This is a genomic window from Allosphingosinicella sp. (genome assembly GCF_036570505.1).
Classification (GTDB): Bacteria; Pseudomonadota; Alphaproteobacteria; order Sphingomonadales; family Sphingomonadaceae; genus Allosphingosinicella.
The window spans coordinates 38,846-54,749 of sequence record NZ_DATCYB010000050.1 but is presented as its reverse complement, the minus strand read 5'-3'; the positions used below and the strand labels follow the sequence as shown (position 1 = coordinate 54,749).

Annotated in this window: 18 protein-coding genes and 1 tRNA gene; 8 read left to right on the top strand and 11 right to left on the bottom strand. The window is 67.1% G+C overall.

The window, feature by feature from the left end:
* The 7 genes from rpsK to VIR62_RS05215 all read left to right on the top strand — a co-directional run.
* The coding region (gene rpsK, locus VIR62_RS05245) for a 30S ribosomal protein S11 (protein WP_431869296.1) at positions 1-210 on the top strand (210 nt) is incomplete at its 5' end.
* 83 nt (positions 211-293) lie between these two features.
* Positions 294-1,352 carry a DNA-directed RNA polymerase subunit alpha gene (locus VIR62_RS05240; protein ID WP_431869294.1) on the top strand — a complete coding sequence of 353 codons (1,059 nt, stop codon included), beginning with the start codon at positions 294-296 and terminating at the stop codon, positions 1,350-1,352.
* Between the two features lie 218 nt (positions 1,353-1,570).
* Positions 1,571-1,816, top strand: a complete 246-nt coding sequence (locus tag VIR62_RS05235; protein WP_431869292.1) for a hypothetical protein — start codon at positions 1,571-1,573, stop codon at positions 1,814-1,816.
* A gap of 140 nt (positions 1,817-1,956) precedes the next feature.
* Positions 1,957-2,295, top strand: coding sequence for a P-II family nitrogen regulator (locus VIR62_RS05230; protein WP_431869290.1), 339 nt, complete (start codon positions 1,957-1,959; stop codon positions 2,293-2,295).
* A gap of 31 nt (positions 2,296-2,326) precedes the next feature.
* Complete coding sequence (locus tag VIR62_RS05225) at positions 2,327-2,536, top strand: helix-turn-helix domain-containing protein (protein WP_431869288.1); 210 nt, start codon at positions 2,327-2,329, stop codon at positions 2,534-2,536.
* 123 nt (positions 2,537-2,659) lie between these two features.
* Positions 2,660-4,072 (top strand): type I glutamate--ammonia ligase, encoded by a 1,413-nt coding sequence (gene glnA / locus VIR62_RS05220; RefSeq protein WP_431869286.1) that lies wholly within the window; start codon positions 2,660-2,662, stop codon positions 4,070-4,072.
* Positions 4,073-4,188: 116 nt separating this feature from the next.
* On the top strand, positions 4,189-4,485 hold the full coding sequence (locus tag VIR62_RS05215) for a hypothetical protein (RefSeq protein ID WP_431869284.1): 297 nt from the start codon (positions 4,189-4,191) through the stop codon (positions 4,483-4,485).
* Here the strand turns inward: VIR62_RS05215 and VIR62_RS05210 are convergent.
* From VIR62_RS05210 to map, 3 genes are all read right to left on the bottom strand, one after another.
* Positions 4,482-4,949 (bottom strand): hypothetical protein, encoded by a 468-nt coding sequence (locus VIR62_RS05210; protein ID WP_431869282.1) that lies wholly within the window; start codon positions 4,947-4,949, stop codon positions 4,482-4,484. The genes VIR62_RS05215 and VIR62_RS05210 overlap by 4 nt on opposite strands.
* A 98-nt stretch (positions 4,950-5,047) precedes the next feature.
* Positions 5,048-6,451 carry an amino acid permease gene (locus VIR62_RS05205; RefSeq protein ID WP_431869280.1) on the bottom strand — a complete coding sequence of 468 codons (1,404 nt, stop codon included), beginning with the start codon at positions 6,449-6,451 and terminating at the stop codon, positions 5,048-5,050.
* Positions 6,452-6,676: 225 nt separating this feature from the next.
* Positions 6,677-7,519, bottom strand: coding sequence for a type I methionyl aminopeptidase (gene map / locus VIR62_RS05200; protein WP_431869300.1), 843 nt, complete (start codon positions 7,517-7,519; stop codon positions 6,677-6,679).
* Between the two features lie 64 nt (positions 7,520-7,583).
* On the opposite strand from map, the gene VIR62_RS05195 reads away from it, so the two are divergent.
* Positions 7,584-8,342 carry a competence/damage-inducible protein A gene (locus tag VIR62_RS05195; RefSeq protein WP_431869278.1) on the top strand — a complete coding sequence of 253 codons (759 nt, stop codon included), beginning with the start codon at positions 7,584-7,586 and terminating at the stop codon, positions 8,340-8,342.
* Between the two features lie 32 nt (positions 8,343-8,374).
* Here VIR62_RS05195 and VIR62_RS05190 read toward each other — a convergent pair whose 3' ends face one another.
* The 8 genes from VIR62_RS05190 to VIR62_RS05155 form a co-directional block, all read right to left on the bottom strand.
* Positions 8,375-9,385 (bottom strand): GGDEF domain-containing protein, encoded by a 1,011-nt coding sequence (locus tag VIR62_RS05190; protein WP_431869276.1) that lies wholly within the window; start codon positions 9,383-9,385, stop codon positions 8,375-8,377.
* Between the two features lie 35 nt (positions 9,386-9,420).
* Positions 9,421-9,494, bottom strand: a tRNA-Gly gene (locus VIR62_RS05185).
* A 70-nt stretch (positions 9,495-9,564) separates the two neighbouring features.
* Positions 9,565-10,530, bottom strand: coding sequence for an ornithine cyclodeaminase family protein (locus VIR62_RS05180; protein ID WP_431869274.1), 966 nt, complete (start codon positions 10,528-10,530; stop codon positions 9,565-9,567).
* Complete coding sequence (locus VIR62_RS05175; protein WP_431869272.1) at positions 10,527-11,432, bottom strand: bile acid:sodium symporter family protein; 906 nt, start codon at positions 11,430-11,432, stop codon at positions 10,527-10,529. The genes VIR62_RS05180 and VIR62_RS05175 overlap by 4 nt, the downstream gene beginning before the upstream one ends.
* A 24-nt stretch (positions 11,433-11,456) precedes the next feature.
* Positions 11,457-12,626: a dipeptidase gene (locus tag VIR62_RS05170; RefSeq protein ID WP_431869271.1), complete on the bottom strand. Its 1,170-nt coding sequence runs from the start codon at positions 12,624-12,626 to the stop codon at positions 11,457-11,459.
* Positions 12,619-14,001, bottom strand: coding sequence for an amidohydrolase family protein (locus tag VIR62_RS05165; RefSeq protein WP_431869269.1), 1,383 nt, complete (start codon positions 13,999-14,001; stop codon positions 12,619-12,621). Before VIR62_RS05165 ends, VIR62_RS05170 begins: the two co-directional genes overlap by 8 nt.
* A 127-nt stretch (positions 14,002-14,128) precedes the next feature.
* Positions 14,129-15,118, bottom strand: coding sequence for a methyl-accepting chemotaxis protein (locus tag VIR62_RS05160; protein WP_431869267.1), 990 nt, complete (start codon positions 15,116-15,118; stop codon positions 14,129-14,131).
* Positions 15,119-15,242: 124 nt separating this feature from the next.
* Positions 15,243-15,896, bottom strand: a complete 654-nt coding sequence (locus VIR62_RS05155; RefSeq protein WP_431869264.1) for an OmpW/AlkL family protein — start codon at positions 15,894-15,896, stop codon at positions 15,243-15,245.
* Positions 15,897-15,904 lie beyond the last annotated feature (8 nt).

Sequence of the window (15,904 nt, the reverse complement as noted above, 5' to 3'; positions counted from 1 at the left end):
TATGCCGCGCAGGTCGCTGCCGAAGACGCCGGCAAGAAGGCCGCCGAACATGGCGTCCGCACGATCGAGGTTGAGGTCAAGGGTCCGGGTTCGGGCCGTGAATCGGCGCTGCGCGCGCTGCAGGCGGTTGGCTTCCACATCACGTCCATCCGCGACGTGACGCCGATCCCGCACAATGGCGTGCGGCCTTCCAAGCGCCGCCGCGTCTGATTTTTCCGGGAGCGGCTGACCGCTCCCGCACTTTTTTTCCGGCCGGGGCGGACGCGCCCCCGCCATTTCCCAAGGGGAACAACGTGGCTGTCAACGCAAAGAACTGGCAGGAAATGAAGAAGCCCAACGCCCTTGAGAAGAAGGCCGGGGGCGACAGCCGGCGCAAGGCGACCTTCGTCGCCGAGCCGCTCGAGCGCGGCTTCGGCCTGACGCTCGGCAACTCGCTGCGCCGCGTCCTCCTCTCCTCGCTCCAGGGCGCCGCCGTCACCTCGATGAAGATCGAGGGTGTGCTGCATGAGTTTTCGTCGCTTCAGGGCGTGCGCGAGGATGTGACCGACATCGTCCTCAACGTGAAGCAGATCGCGCTGAAGATGGAAGGCGAGGGCGCCAAGCGGCTCCAGCTCTCCGCGACCGGCCCGGGCGAAGTCACCGCGGGACAGATCGCGACGACCGGCGACATCGAGGTGATGAACCCCGACCTCGTCCTCTGTCACCTGGACGAAGGCGCGACGCTCAACATGGAGCTGACTTCGGAATCGGGCAAGGGCTATGTCCCGGCCGCGTCCAACCGCCCGGTCGACGCGCCGATCGGCCTCATCCCGATCGACGCGCTCTACAGCCCGGTGCGGCAAGTCAGCTACAAGGTCGAGAACACCCGCGTCGGCCAGGAGCTGGACTATGACAAGCTGACGCTCACCGTCGAGACCGACGGCACGATCAGCCCCGAGGACGCGATCGCCTATGCGGCCCGCATCCTCCAGGACCAGCTGCAGCTTTTCGTCCACTTCGACGAAGGTATGGCGATGGCGCAGATGCCGACCGGCGTCGCCGCCGCCGCGACCGAGTCCGAAGCCGACGCCAACCAGCTCAACCGCTACCTCCTCAAGAAGGTGGACGAGCTGGAGCTCTCGGTGCGCTCGGCCAACTGCCTCAAGAACGACAACATCATCTACATCGGCGACCTCGTCCAGAAGACCGAGGCCGAGATGCTCCGCACGCCGAACTTCGGCCGCAAGTCCTTGAACGAGATCAAGGAAGTGCTGTCCTCGATGGGCCTCAGGCTCGGCATGGACATCCCGGGCTGGCCGCCGGAGAACATCGAAGAGATGGCCAAGAAGCTGGAGCAGGAATTGCTCGGCTGACGCGTTCGTCTCGAAGGGGTACTTCGAGCCGGTCAAGAACAGGAAGGGCCGCCGTTTGGCGGCCCTTTTTGTATTGGAACGGCCCGCGTCGCCCCACCTACCCGTGTCTTACAGGACAGACCGACCCGCTTTTCGGTGGAGCCGTGCGCGGGGCGGTAACATTCCGGCTTTTGCGGGGTTAAGGCACCGTCCCCCGAAGAGTAAAAAGGGAAATGATCATGATCTCCAAGAGGATAGCGACGCTGCTCGCGGCCGTAGCCGTGACGGCGGCGAGCCCGGCCTTCTCCCAGGCGGCCGCGCCCATGCCGGCGCGGGAAAGCTCGCTTCAGGGCAGCGCCCAGGCGGGAGAGGGATCGACGACGGTGGCCTATGTCGTCGCGGCCATCGTGCTCGGCGGACTGGTTTACGGTCTCGTCAAATTCCTGGACGATGACGACGGCGATGACGTCCCGGTCAGCCCATAAAGGCTTTCTGCAAGCCCAAAGCCAGGAAGGGCCGCCGAGAGGCGGCCCTTTTCTCGTCGGCGTCGCTCCGTTCGGAGGGTGAACCTTGCGCCGGGACCGGGGGGCGCTATGCTGCATCGCAGCAGCTGTGGGGAATATCCGTGAAGAAGATCGAGGCGGTCATCAAGCCGTTCAAGCTGGACGAGGTCAAGGAGGCGCTGCACGAGGTCGGCGTCTCCGGCATCACCGTGACCGAGGCCAAGGGCTTTGGGCGGCAGAAGGGCCATACCGAGCTTTACCGGGGCGCCGAATATGTCGTCGATTTCCTGCCCAAGGTCAGGCTCGAGGTGGTGGTCGACGACGGGCTCGCCGAGCGGGTGGTGGAGGCGATCGCCAACGCCGCCAGGACCGGGCGGATCGGCGACGGCAAGATCTTCGTCTCCGCCGTCGAGGAAGCGCTACGCATCCGCACGGGGGAGCGGGGCTCGGACGCTATCTGATCCGCGCGGCCGGCGCTAAAGGGAGTCCGCTGTGACCGATCCCCGCCTGGCCTCGATGTCCCCGGAAGAACTTCGCGCCGCGATGCGGACGCTCGGCTACCGGACGCAGACCGACCTCGCCGCCGCGATCGGCGTCAGCCGGTCGGCGGTCAGCCTGTGGCTGGAGGGCAAGGTCGGCGTGCCGCGGCCGGTGGCGATGTTGCTGAGGATGCTGATTTCGGCGCAGCGGCGCTCGTTCTGAGCGGCGTTCCAACGCCATCCACGTGAAATATTCACGTCGCGCCACGCGGCGCTGGACGACTCGGACGACCTTCGGGAATGGAAGGGCCGAGGGCAAAATTTCCGGACGAAGGACATTTCCGACATGGCGAACGACGCGGGCAAGATCCTGGACATGATCAAGGAGCAGGAGATCGAGTGGGTCGACCTCAGGTTCACCGATCCCAAGGGCAAGTGGCAGCACCTCTCGATGGTGGCGGGTCTCATCGACGAGGACCAGCTCAACGACGGCTTCATGTTCGACGGCTCGTCCATCGCCGGCTGGAAGGCGATCAACGAGAGCGACATGATCCTGAAGCCCGACCTCGACGCCGTCTATGTCGACCCGTTCAGCGCGACGCCGATGCTGATTCTGTTCTGCGACATCGTCGATCCGGGCACCGGCGAGCTCTACGCCCGCGACCCGCGCTCGACCGCCAAGCGGGCCGAGGCGTACCTCAAGTCCACCGGCATCGGCGACACCGTCTATGTCGGGCCCGAAGCCGAATTCTTCATGTTCGACGACGTCCGCTTCGAGGACAGCTACAACACTTCCTATTACCGGCTCGACGATGTCGAGCTGCCGACCAACACCGGCCGCGAATATGAGGTCGGCAACCTCGGCCACCGTCCGCGCGCCAAGGGGGGCTACTTCCCGGTGGCGCCGGTCGACAGCGCGATGGACATTCGCGGCGAGATGGTCTCGACGATGATCGAGATGGGCCTCCCGATGGACAAGCACCATCACGAGGTCGCCGCGGGGCAGCACGAGCTCGGCATGACCTATGGCAGCCTCGTCGAGACCGCCGACCGCATGCAGATTTACAAATATGTCGTCCACATGGTGGCTCACGCCTATGGCAAGACGGCGACCTTCATGCCCAAGCCGATCAAGGGCGACAACGGGTCGGGCATGCACGTCCACCTGTCGATCTGGAACCAGAACAAGCCGCTCTTCGCGGGCAACGGCTACGCGGGGCTGTCGGAGACGGCACTCTACTTCATCGGCGGCATCATCAAGCACGCCAAGGCCTGCAACGCCTTCACCAACCCCACGACCAACAGCTACAAGCGGCTGGTCCCGGGTTTCGAGGCGCCGGTGCTGCTCGCTTATTCGAGCCGCAACCGTTCCGCCTCCTGCCGCATCCCCTATGGCGCGGGCGAAAAGGCCAAGCGGGTCGAGTGCCGCTTCCCCGACGCCCTCGCCAACCCCTATCTCGCTTATTCAGCGCTGGTCATGGCCGGGCTCGACGGCATCCAGAACCGCATCCATCCGGGCGAGGCGATCGACAAGAACCTCTACGACCTGCCGCCGGCCGAGCTGGTGGATGTGCCGACCGTGGCGGGATCGCTCCGCGAGGCGCTGATCGCCCTCCAGAACGACCGCGCGTTCCTGACCCGGGGCGACGTTTTCTCCGACGACCAGATCGATGCCTATATCGACCTCAAGTGGGAAGAGCAGCTGCGCTGGGAGACGACGCCAAGCCCGGTCGAATATGATATGTATTATTCGAGCTGAGTCCCGGGCCGGAGCGTCCCGCTCCGGGGCGGTCGAAAGGACCGGCTTGCGTGAGCGGGGGTGGCATGGGATTCGGGAAGCTACGCTGCCCGAGTCCCGGAAACCTGGAGGATGCCATGCGCCTGTCTTCCGTCGCGATCGCTCTGATCGTCGCGCTGAGTGCGGTCCCGGTGATCGCCGCCGAGCCGACTCGAGCCGCCGGCGCCGATGAAGGCTTCGTCATAAGGGAGGCCATCCGCGCCGAGCCGGTGGCGCTTTCGGTCCTCACCGACGGACTGGTGACGGAAGGGCAAGCCGCCCAGCCTCGCAAGGATCGCGGCCTCGAAGGCTGGCGCAAGCGGGAGGCCCGGGAAGAGATAAGCGAGGCACTCGAGGAGGCCATCGACATGGCCCGCGAGGCCGAACGTTTCTAGGCCTTCCGGGCCGGGCGGTAGCGGGCGGCGACGAGGGCTATCGGCAGACCCACGAACAGCAGTTGGAAGGCCAGCGCGAGCGCGACGTCGACGGGAGTCGTGTTCGGAAACGCGGCCGGCCACCGCGCCGGCAGCACGATCCAGTACATGACGAGATAGGTGAGCGATCCATAAGCGAGGCCTATCGGAACGGGGTGACGGACGAGGGCCGGCGCGGCGCGAGCGGCGACGACGAACACCGCGGCGATCACCGCCATGATCCCGTAATGGACGACGAGGCCCGCCATCGCGGCGAGGGGGCCGCCGTCCCGCATCACGTCCCCGAACGGCCCCGAGGCAATGCCGCGCAGCACCGATCCGGCCGTGCGCCCGGACGTGATCCACGCCGACAGAAAGGCCGCCGAAAGATCGAGCGTGCCGGCAATCACGGTCCCGGCGACGATCGGCTCTGAAATCCCCTTCATGCGCCCTCCATTACCCGCTTCCGAGCCTATCGGCGGGACGGCGCGGAAGCGTGCCGCTTCGACAAAGCGCCGTCCGGCTTCGACAAGCTACCGGAAGCCTATCCGGCCGCCGCGGTCCGCCGGCTTCCGTAGAGCATGTAGATGGCCAGCCCCACGACGTGCGCCGCCAGGAAGAAGAGCTGCGTCCTCTGCGGCAGGCTGATGAACAGGTAGATGCAGCCGCCGATCGCGACCGGGCCGATCAGCCAGTAGAGCGGCGTCCTGAACTGGCGCGGCGTATCGGGTTCGCGCCGGCGCATGATCAACATGCACAGTGCGACGGCGATGAAGGCGGTGAGGGTCCCGGCATTGGCGAGCGCGGCGAGGTCCGCGAGCGGGATGAATCCCGCCAGCACGCCGACGACAACGGCCGTGAAGAGCGTGATCCGGACCGGCGTGCCCCGTCCCGAAACCGTTGCAAGGCCGCGCGGCAGGAGGCCGTCGCGCGCCATCACGAAGAAGATGCGGCTCTGGCCGTAGAAGAAGGCGAGGATCACGGTCGGCAGTGCGATGACGGCGGACGCCGCCAGATAGGTCGCCGCGCCCGGCTGGTCGAGCTGGCGCAGGATAAGCGCCAGCGGCTCGGGGCTGTTGGCGAAGACGGTGTAGTTGACGGCGCCGACAGCCGCGATCGCGACCGCCATGTAGATGGCGACGCAGGCGATCATCGATCCGACGATGCCGATCTTGAGATCGCGGTTGGGGTTCTTCGTCTCTTCCGCCGCGGTGGCGATGGCGTCGAAGCCGTAGAAGGCGAAGAAGATGATCGCCGCCGCCGCCATCACGCCGCGTTCCACCCCGCCCGCGTCCATCATCTTGCCGAAGCCGTAGGGCGAAAAAGGCTCGAGGTTGGCGGCATTGAAATAGGGAAGGGCCACCACGACGAAAACGATCAGCGCGATGATCTTGACGACCACCAGGGCCGCGTTCAGGGTCGCGCTTTCCTTGGTGCCGACCATCAAGAGGCCCGCGACCACGGCGATGATGAAGATGGCGGGAAGGTTGATGATGCCGCCCAGCTCCGGCCCCTGCATCAGCGCCATCGGCACGCCCAGCCACGCCTCCAGCAAGGGCGCGGCATAGCCCGACCAGCCGACTGCGACCGCGCTTACCACCAGCGAGTATTCGAGAATGAGGCTCCAGCCGACGACCCAGGCGATGAGCTCGCCGATGACGACATAGGTGTAGGTGTAAGCGCTGCCCGAGGCGGGGATCATCGTCGCCATCTCGGCATAGGCGAGCGCGGCGCAGGCGCAGATCACGCCGGCGACGAGGAAGGAGAGGATGACCGCCGGCCCGGCCTTGTCGGCGCCGACGCCGATCAACGTGAGGATGCCGGTGCCGACGATCGCGCCCACGCCGAGCGCGATCAGATGCGGCCAGGAGAGGCTTCGCGTCAGCCGATGCTCGGGGAGCAGCTCTTCCGCCGCGATGATCCGCTTCCGCGCATTCCAGTTCTTCATGCCGCTCCCCTGCCTGTCGTCGGCGCGCACCATGGCGACTCGCTAGGCGTTCGTCGAGAGGGAGAGCGATGGCGCAAAAGCAACCATTGCGGACGGTCCAAATCTCGAATCCGCTCATCTTAGGGCGCAACAGGGATGTTCGCTAACCACCCTGTGCGGACGGCTCTATCAACGTTGCGTCGCGGCCTGGCTGCTTCTAGCCCGATCGAACAGGGTTGGCAGGCGTCAGGCGTAAGGCGGGGTGTCGAGGCCCTTGGGGCTTTTCGTGAAGATTTCGCAGCCGTCTTCGGTAATGCCGATCGAATGTTCGAACTGGGCGGAGAGGGAGCGGTCGCGGGTGACGGCAGTCCAGCCGTCGTCGAGCACCTTGCACGCGGGCTTGCCGATGTTGATCATCGGCTCGACGGTGAAGAACATGCCGGGGCGAAGCTCGGGGCCGGTGCCGGGCTTGCCGACATGGACGACCTCCGGAGCGTCGTGGAAATTCCGGCCGACGCCGTGGCCGCAGAAATCGCGGACAACGCCATAGCGATGGCTCTCCGCGTGAGTCTGGATGGCGTGAGAGATGTCGCCCAGATGGTTGCCGGGCCTCGCCTGCTCGAGGCCGAGCATCAGCGCTTCGTAGGTGACCTGGACGAGCTTCTTCGCCTTGATGGGCACGTCGCCGCACAGATACATACGGCTGGTATCGCCGTGCCAGCCGTCCAGGAGCGGCGTCACGTCGATATTGAGGATGTCGCCGTCCTTCAGCGCGCGGTCGCCGGGGATGCCGTGGCAGACGACATGGTTTATCGAGATGCACGAGCTGTGGGTATAGCCGCGATAGCCCAGGGTCGCGGGCACGGCGCCGGCGTCGCGCATCATCCGGTAGACGATCGCGTCCAGCTCCCCGGTGGTGACGCCGGGGACGATATGGGGGACGAGCGCGTCCAGTATCTCCGCGGCGAGGCGGCCGGCGGCGCGCATGCCTTCGAAACCTTCGGGGCCGTGCAGCTTGATGGCGCCATTGCGCGCATTACCGGCCTCGGCATGGTGGTAGGCCGCATCGGCGGTTACATAGTCGGTCATTCCGCCGATATAGGCATCGCAGGCCAGCTTGGCGACCCCCGCCGCCTGTGGCAGTTGAGGCCCCATGGCGAGCGAACGGATCTGGACGGCGGGGCTGCTGATCATCGGCAACGAGATATTGTCCGGCCGCATCCAGGACCGGAACGTCGCGCCCATCGCCACCTGGCTCAACCTCCAGGGCATCCGCCTGACCGAGGTCAGGGTGGTGCCGGACGTGGAGGCGCGGATCGTCGAGGCGGTGCGGGCGCTGGCGGCGGACAACGACTATCTCTTCACAACCGGGGGAATCGGGCCGACCCATGATGACATCACCGTGGACGCGGTGGCAGCCGCGCTGGGGGTAGGCGTCGAGGTGCATCCGAGGGCGCGGGCGATGCTGGAGGCGCATTATGCGAGCCGGGGCGGCCTCACCGAGGCGCGGCTCAGGATGGCGCGGGTGCCGGCAGGGGCGGAGCTGATCGAGAACAGCCTGTCGGGCGCACCGGGAATACGGTGCGGCAACATCTTCATGTTGGCCGGCGTGCCGCATATCGCGGCGCAGATGCTGGAGGCGCTCGGCGGCGCGCTGGAGGGGGGAAGGCCGCTCATGTCGCTCACGATCGGCTGCTGGGTGCCGGAAAGCGAGGTCGCCGACCTGCTCGCGGCGACCGAAAGGGCCCATCCGGGATGCCAGATCGGCAGCTATCCCTTCTTCCGCGAGGGGAAGGTCGGCGCCAATTTCGTGATCCGCAGCGCCGAGGAAGCCGCGCTCGAAGCTTGCGGGGCGGATCTAGTCCTGCGGCTCGAGGAAGCGGGGAGGGCGGCCGTCCCGGGCGGAATATAGGCAGCTTCGAAGCAAGCAGCAGGGCTCGTCAATCAACTCGCTTCCGCTTCGACGCGGTTCCGGCCGCCGTACTTTGCCTTGTAGAGGAGAGCGTCGGCGCGCTGGATGATGGTTTCGTAGGTCTCGCCCCTGGCGGCGGCGACCACGCCCGCCGAGAAGGCGACGCGGCCGAGCGGCGCGTCCGTCTCGCGCACCTTGAACTGACGCGACGCCACCGCCTCTCGCGCCGCATCCACGATCGCCGCGGCGGTGGCGGCGTCCTTGGACGGGAAGAGGATGGCGAACTCCTCGCCGCCGTAGCGGGCTACGGTCGCGCCGTCGCAGCTGTCCTGCAATATCGCGGCGACGGTCTGTAGCACCCGGTCGCCGACGGCGTGGCCGTGGCTGTCGTTGATGTGCTTGAAGCGGTCGATGTCGCACAGCGCGACGGCGAACGGCGTGCCCTCGTCCGACAAGGCGGCGTAGCGGTCGCCGAAGGCGCGCCGGTTGGGAAGGCCGGTCAGCGGATCGCGCCTCGCCTCCTCCTCCGCGCTCGCCAGCCTCGCCCGCAACGTCTTCGCCTCGCCGGTGGCCGCCTCCAGCCGGCCCTCGGCGGCTCGGGTGCGCTCGATCATGGCGCCGGTGACGCGGATCAGCTCAGCGATGGACTCCGGCCCGGCGGCGGCCGCGAGCTGGGCGGCGCCCGACTTGAGGTCGCGCCCATAGACCCGGACTTCGGCGCGGGTGGTGTCGACGATGCCGGCGAAGCTGTCCACCTGGCGTCGGGCTTCCTCGATCGCCGCCTCGGCGGAGGGTGCGACGGGAGTCGGCGAAGCCTCGCCGAGCATGGTCATGATCCGGTCGGCGTCATCCTGCGTCAGGCGGAGGCCGTCGCCCGTCGCCTCCTCGATCGCAGCGATGGCGGAGGCGTTGCTGCCCGTCACCAGCATGTGGACGAGCATGTAATTGGCTGGGATGGGGTCGAGGCTATGCTCAAACAGGAACTTGCCGACGGCTTCGAACACCCGCCGCCGCTCCCGCTCGACCCTTCGATCGTCCGTCACGCTCGCCCCCAGCTGGCCCTCACTCATGTGAGCGATGGAGCGGGTGAAGGGAATCGAACCCTCGTCGTAAGCTTGGGAAGCTTCTGCTCTGCCATTGAGCTACACCCGCAAACCTCTGGGAGCACTTGGCTTCGGCGCCTCCAGACCCCGCTCCGATTGCCACGGCGCGGCCGGCCTGGTCAATATCCGGCTTCGTTATCCCGCGACAGCCGTTCGTGCACGTGCCAGCCGGCGGCGAGGTCCTGCAAGATGCTGCCGAGGGATTTGTAGAGGGTGACGTCGGTATCACCGAGGCGGCCGGGGAGGCTTCCGGCCATCACTTCGCCGATCTCGCCGAGGAGATGATCGTCGTCGATCCGGCCCTCCGCCCGGGCGCGGAGGAACTCGGCGCCCTGTGCCAGCACCCCTTCGCGATGATCGGCGAAGAAGCGGGCGCGGGCGACGAGGTCGGTGGCGATCTCGGCCGGGCCGGCGCGGCTGGAGCCGACCGCGTTGATGTGGGCGCCGTCCCGGACCATCGCGCTGGTCAGGATCGGTTCGGGCGCGGCGGTGACGGTGCAGATGATATCGGCCTGCGATACGGCCGCGGCGGCATTGGGGGCGGCGGCTGAATCGAGGCCGGTCTCCACGACACGCTGGGCGAAGGCTACGGCCCGATCGATCGAGCGGCCCCAGACGGAGACTTGTTCGATCGAGCGGACGTGACGGATGGCTTGGACGTGCCGCCAGGCCTGCTCGCCGTAGCCGAGGATGGCGAGACGGGTGGCATCCCGGCGGGCAATGACATCGGTGGCAGCGGCGGAGGCCGCGGCGGTGCGGATGGCGGTGATCTCGCCCGCGTCGAGGATGGCGACGGGGGCGCCCGTCTCCGGATCGAACAAAGCGACGACGCCCTGGTGCGACCGGCCGCCTTTCTCGAAATTGTCGGGAAAGACGCTGACCAGCTTGGCGCCGAACGGGCCGCCGTCCAAGGCGCCCGGCATCACGCCGAAGGCTCGCCCGCCGTCGAGATCGATGATACCGCGCAGAAGCTGGCGGGTGCGGCCGCTCGACAGGGCGATCATCGCCTCGCGCATCAGCGGGATGCACTCTTCGTACGGCAACAGACGCGCCACCTCCTCGGCGGAGATGACGCTCAGGGTCACGCGGCCTCCGGCGCGGCGGCCGGCTCGACGGTAATGCGCCCGCGATACCAGCGGATGAGCAGGAAGACGTTGAGGACCATGATCACGCCGTAGATGTTCTGGGTCACCGCCAGCGGCAGGCTGCCGAGGACGGTGAGGGTCAGGAAGATGGCCAGCGTCGCGTTCTGGACGCCGACCTCAATGCCGATGGTCATCGAATCGCGGCTGCTCGCGCCGATCGCGCGGGCAAGCAGCAGGCCGGCGCCCATCGCGGCGACGTTGAGCGTCCAGATGGCCGGCCCCGCGGCGACGATATTATCCAGCACCATGTCGAGGCTGATCGCCACCGAGAAGGCAATGACCCCGATCAGCACGATGAGGGAGGTCGGCCGCAACCAACGTTCCATCTTCACCGCAGCCGCCGGGACGAAGCGATGGACGAGCATTCCGGCGGCGATCGGGAGTACGGTGATCTGGATCAACTGCAGGATCGTGCCTGGGACCGAGAGGTCCGGAACCGCACGTCCGCCGCCCTCCAGGAAGAAGGGCAGCGCCCAGCTCAGGAGCACCGGGATGGTGAAGACCGTGACGAGGCTGGAAAGCGCGGTCAGCACCACGGCCAGCGCGACGTTGCCGCGCCCGACGAAGGTGAGTGCGTTCGACGTGGTGCCGGCCGGGCAGATGGCGATGATGAAGAGGCCAAGAGCAAGCTCGGGCCCGAGGCCGAACAGGGCGCCGATGGCGAGGCCGAGGATCGGCATCAAGAGAAGCTGCCCGCAAAGGCCGGCCGCCACCAACCGGCCGTTGCTCAGTACCAGGGCGAAGTCGCGCAGCGCCAGGGTCAGGCCCATGCTGAACATGATTAGCATCAGCCCGACCGGCACGAACACCGTGTTCACGAAGGCGATGAAGTCGGGCGTCATTCTGTTCTCCCGGCGGCGGGACGCTCAAGCGCCCCAGATTTCGCGCGCGTAGTTGATGAAGTTGCGGCCCATGATCTTCTCGATCCGGCTTTCGGTATAGCCGCGCTTTCGCAGCAGACCGGCAAGCTTCTCGAACTGGGTAGGCCCGTAAAGGTCGAGGACGAAGGGCACGGTGTCCGCGTTCTCGCCGGTCGCGCCGATGCCGGCGGCGCGCCGGTCGGCGATCTGCTTGGCGATGCGGCCGCGATAGGCGGCCATGTCGTCGATGCCGGTCGTGCCGCCGTCGGTGCCGATGCCGACATGGTCCTCGCCGCACAGGTTCACGGCATGGTCGATATGGGCGACGACGTCATCCGCGGTGGCGCGGCTTTCCGGATCGAGGAACGGCATGAAATAGATGCCGACGAAGCCGCCTTTCGATGCCACGAGCCGAAGCTCCTCGTCGGTCTTGTTGCGCGGCAGGTCGACGAGCGCGCGGCAGCCGGTGTGGTTGATCGAGATGGGCCGGCTCGAATGCGCGGCCGCCTCCAGGCAGGTGCGCTCGCCGCTGTGGGAGAGGTCGACCATGATGCGGTTGGCGTTGAGGCGCTCGATCACCTCCCGGCCGAACGGCGAGAGGCCGCGATTTTGGGGCGCCATCGAGCCGTCGCCGAGCTGGTTGCCGGGATTGTAGGTGAGCTGGATGACGCGGACGCCGAGATCGGCGAAGATGTCGGCGCGGGTAGCGTCGTCGCCCATCATGGCGGCGTTCTGGAAGCCGTAGATGATGCCGATCCGGTTTTCGGCCTTGGCGTGCAATATGTCAGCGGCGGTCAGCACCTTGAGGAGATCGTGGGGGCGCTCTCTCAGGCGCGTGTCCCAGATACCGATTTCGCGCACGCTATATTCGAACGGCTCCATGTCGCCGGCGACATAGCCCAGGGTGACGTTGACGGCGGTGAGGCCGGAGGCGCGGGCGTCGTCGATCACCCTCTGCTCGATGCCGCCGCGACCGGTGCCGTCGACGCCCGTGCCCGTATCGGGGCCGTCCGGCGGCTCGTTCGGATTGCCCAGGCCGCCCAGCGCATTGACGATGATCATGTCCGAGGCGCGATGCTCCGGATGGGCGGCGACCATCGAGGGCAGCGCGACCGCGCCGGCCCCCGCCATCGCCAGGAACACGCGTCGATCGACGCCGGCCGTGATGTCATTCATCGTCGGGTATCTCCTCCGGGCTGATCGGGCGGTAGTCGGCCCTGTCGAACCGTCGCCCGCGCTTGACCGTGAAGACGACGCTTCGGAGGTTGCCGAGATCGTCGAGCGGGTTCCTTTCCAGCACGACGAGATTGGCGAGCTTGCCGGCTTCCACCGTCCCCATCTCGCCCGCCTTGCCGATGGTCATGGCGCCGATCAGGGTGGCGGAGCGGATCACCTGGAGCGGCGGCATGCCGGCCCTGGTCGCGAGCAGCTCCAATTCCTCGTGGAGCGCGCTGTTGGGGGCCTCGCGCGGTGTCATCCCGTCTGTGCCAGCGGAGATCATCACGCCTTCGCGGAAGGCCTGGCTGGTCAGCTTCGCGGCAAGGTCCGTATTGCAGTGATAGGGCGGCGCTTCCGGATTCTCGGCGGCCCGCTCGTCCATCTCGGCATAGACCCGAAGTGTGGCGTCGAGGATGATGCCCTGCCGCCGCATCTCGCGGAATAATGCCGCCATGACCGAATTGTCGCCGTCTTCGAACCTGGCATAGTCGACGGGAAAGCGGTCCTGATAGCTTTGCGGCCGCTTTTCCGAGACCTGATAGGCGAGATAGCAGGTGTGGGAGACGACGTCGGGCCCGGCGGCGATGACCTGCGCCGGCGGCGTCGGAAAGACCATGCCGTGCGCCCAGACCATGAGACCCTGCCGGTGCGCCTCCTCGGTGAGGGCGCGGATGAGGTGGGCGGGAAGGTTGGCGTAGATTTTGAGGCCGGTCGCGAAGGTGCCGCGCGCCATCGCCACGGCCAGGGGAATATTGGTCCTGTCGTCGATCTTCTGCATCCAGGGCGCTTCTCCCGGAACGGCGCCGGCAGCGATCGCCTTCGTCCTCGGGTCCTCGAAGAAGCTCGGCCCCGCGACCAGGGCCGCGAAATAGAGGTCCGGCCCGGCGATCTCGCCGACCAGCGAGGCGCGGGCGAGTTCGGCGATCGGGCGCAGGTCGTCGGCCATGATCCTGACGGCGGTGATGCCGCCATAAAGGTCGCGCCGCATCAGCGCCTCGGCGCGGCGGCGATCGGGCGGCGTCGCCAGATGCTGGTGGCTGTCGATCAGCCCCGGGAGCAGATACTGGCCGCCAAGATCCACCACCTCCGCGCCCGCCATCATCTCCGGCGAGAGCTCGGCGTTCGGCAGCACCGCTTCGATGCGCTGACCGTTCGTCACCACGACCATGTCCGGCCGCATCGGACCGCCGCTGCCGTCGATCAGGCTCGCGTTCCGATAGACGATCCGCGCGCCGGTCTCGGTCGGGGCGAAGGGGGCGTTCGAGGTTGTTGGCTGCTGGGCGGAGGCGGAAACCGCCAGCACAGAGAACCAGAAGGCAGCCCACAGCCGCATCAAAACTCGTTTCATTCGGCCGCCGTTAGCCCCGCAGGATTCGTCTCAGGGGCGTTACGATACAGGCCGGCGACGTCAACTCCAGGGAAAATGCCGACTGCTACTTTCCGGATAGGAGGCGGAAGACCTATTGGGGCGAAGAGGCGGTCGCGCGGATGCGCTGGAACTGATCGCGGGCGGACTGGCGAAGGTCTCGCAGGCTATGCGAGATGTCCGCGGCGCTTGCCTCGACTTCGATCGACACGGTGCGCGTCGCGTCCAGCGCGGCGCCGAGGTCCCTGGCGCGCCGGGCCGTGTCGTCCGCGTCCTCGACGCTTTCTTCGGCGCTCATGCCGAGCGTCTGGGCGACGGTCCGCTGCTCGACCACCGCGTCGACGATCGCTTCCGCGGACTGGTTGAGCTGCGCGATGGCGCCGCTCACCTCGTCCAGCGATCCCTTCGCGGCGTGCGCCCGATGCTGGATTCGCGCGAGCAATTTTCCGACGCTGAGTGTCGCTTCGGCCGACTGCCCCGCCAGGGCCTTCACCTCCTGGGCGACGACGGCGAACCCCCGCCCGGCGTCGCTGCCGCGCGAGGCCTCGATGGCGGCGTTCAAGGCGAGAAGGTCGGTGGTCGACGCGATGCGGTCGATCGTGCCGACGAAGGTCTTGATCTCCGCGGCCTCGGACGACAGGGCGTCGACGGCCTCGATGCTTTGCGATGAATTGGAGTGCAGCAAGGTGCTGAGCGTCGCCTGCTGCTCGATATTATGGGCGATGCTGAAGATCGAGTGCGACATGGTCGAGATGCGGCCCGCGACCTCGCTTGAGTTGAGGGCGGCCTGCCTCGCGGTTTCAGCCGTCCCGCCGGCCTGCTCCCGGGCTTCGCCGAGAAGGACGCCGAGATGCGACGCCCGCTGCTCGAGCTCCGCCGCCGCCGATTCCACCCTATCCAGCATGTGCATCAGCGAGGCTTCGAACTCGGCCGCGAAGGCCAGCCATTCGGTGTGGGGCGTCGCGGCGCCGTCGGATGTGCCGGGTTCGATCGCGGCATGATGCATCACGACCCCGCCGAGCAAGGGCTCCGGGGCGGACGGGAAATCACTCCGAAGCGCGGCCTTCTCCATGGCTGCGGTCATTACCATGTCCGGGTAATTTATTCGTTAACCGTAGGACGGATGAGCCTGATTTATCAAGGCACGCCAATAGCTTATAGATTTAGGGGCGGGCCGGGCCCGCCGCTGCGCCCAGGGATCGGCGAGTCTAGAAGCGGAAGACGCCGCCGACGCTGACGGCCCAGGGATCGAGGCGCACGTCGCCCACCACCGGCGCGCCGGCGAAGGTGCCGCGCGCCTGGGTGCGCAGAAACGCCTTCTTGGCCTCGACGAAGAAGCCGTAGCGGGGCGTCAGCATGATGTCGGTTCCGATTTCGAGGGCGGGAGCCAGATCGTCGTCGATCTCGACGTCACGAAAAGCGCCGTCGTCCGCGCTGAAGATGATCATGTAGCAAGCGCCGGCGCCGACATAGGGCTGGAAGGTGCCTTCGCGGATCGGCCGATACTGGAGCATGAGGGCGGCGGGACCGTAGGTGGTTTCGGCGAGGCGGCCGAACGGCTCGAGGGCGTCGTCGCCGTCGATTTCGATATGGGGAGGCAGGCCGACGGTCAGCACCACTGCGACATGGTTCCCTAGCATCCGGCCGAGCTGGAAGGTCGGCGTATAGTGGGAGTCGGTGTCGATGCCGGCATTCGGGATAGGCGTGCCCGCGACGGTGAGGTCGATCTCGTCGGCGAGGGTGAGCTGGGTAATACCGGCCCGGACGAACCAGTCATGGCCCGCCTCCTGCGCCTGAGCCGGCGCCGCCGCCATCGCAAGGGGCGCCGCCAGGGCGCCCGCCAGAACCATCGTCCACTTCATCACTAAAA

What these genes read in the sequence shown, in the direction of transcription:
- VIR62_RS05155 (WP_431869264.1), bottom strand. Translation starts at nt 15,896, where the DNA reads ATGAAGTGGACGATGGTTCTGGCGGGCGCCCTGGCGGCGCCCCTTGCG.
- glnA (WP_431869286.1), top strand. Translation starts at nt 2,660, where the DNA reads ATGGCGAACGACGCGGGCAAGATCCTGGACATGATCAAGGAGCAGGAG.
- VIR62_RS05205 (WP_431869280.1), bottom strand. Translation starts at nt 6,451, where the DNA reads ATGAAGAACTGGAATGCGCGGAAGCGGATCATCGCGGCGGAAGAGCTG.
- VIR62_RS05175 (WP_431869272.1), bottom strand. Translation starts at nt 11,432, where the DNA reads ATGACGCCCGACTTCATCGCCTTCGTGAACACGGTGTTCGTGCCGGTC.
- VIR62_RS05195 (WP_431869278.1), top strand. Translation starts at nt 7,584, where the DNA reads ATGGCGAGCGAACGGATCTGGACGGCGGGGCTGCTGATCATCGGCAAC.
- VIR62_RS05235 (WP_431869292.1), top strand. Translation starts at nt 1,571, where the DNA reads ATGATCTCCAAGAGGATAGCGACGCTGCTCGCGGCCGTAGCCGTGACG.
- VIR62_RS05215 (WP_431869284.1), top strand. Translation starts at nt 4,189, where the DNA reads ATGCGCCTGTCTTCCGTCGCGATCGCTCTGATCGTCGCGCTGAGTGCG.
- VIR62_RS05165 (WP_431869269.1), bottom strand. Translation starts at nt 14,001, where the DNA reads ATGCGGCTGTGGGCTGCCTTCTGGTTCTCTGTGCTGGCGGTTTCCGCC.
- VIR62_RS05210 (WP_431869282.1), bottom strand. Translation starts at nt 4,949, where the DNA reads ATGAAGGGGATTTCAGAGCCGATCGTCGCCGGGACCGTGATTGCCGGC.
- VIR62_RS05160 (WP_431869267.1), bottom strand. Translation starts at nt 15,118, where the DNA reads ATGACCGCAGCCATGGAGAAGGCCGCGCTTCGGAGTGATTTCCCGTCC.
- map (WP_431869300.1), bottom strand. Translation starts at nt 7,519, where the DNA reads ATGACCGACTATGTAACCGCCGATGCGGCCTACCACCATGCCGAGGCC.
- VIR62_RS05170 (WP_431869271.1), bottom strand. Translation starts at nt 12,626, where the DNA reads ATGAATGACATCACGGCCGGCGTCGATCGACGCGTGTTCCTGGCGATG.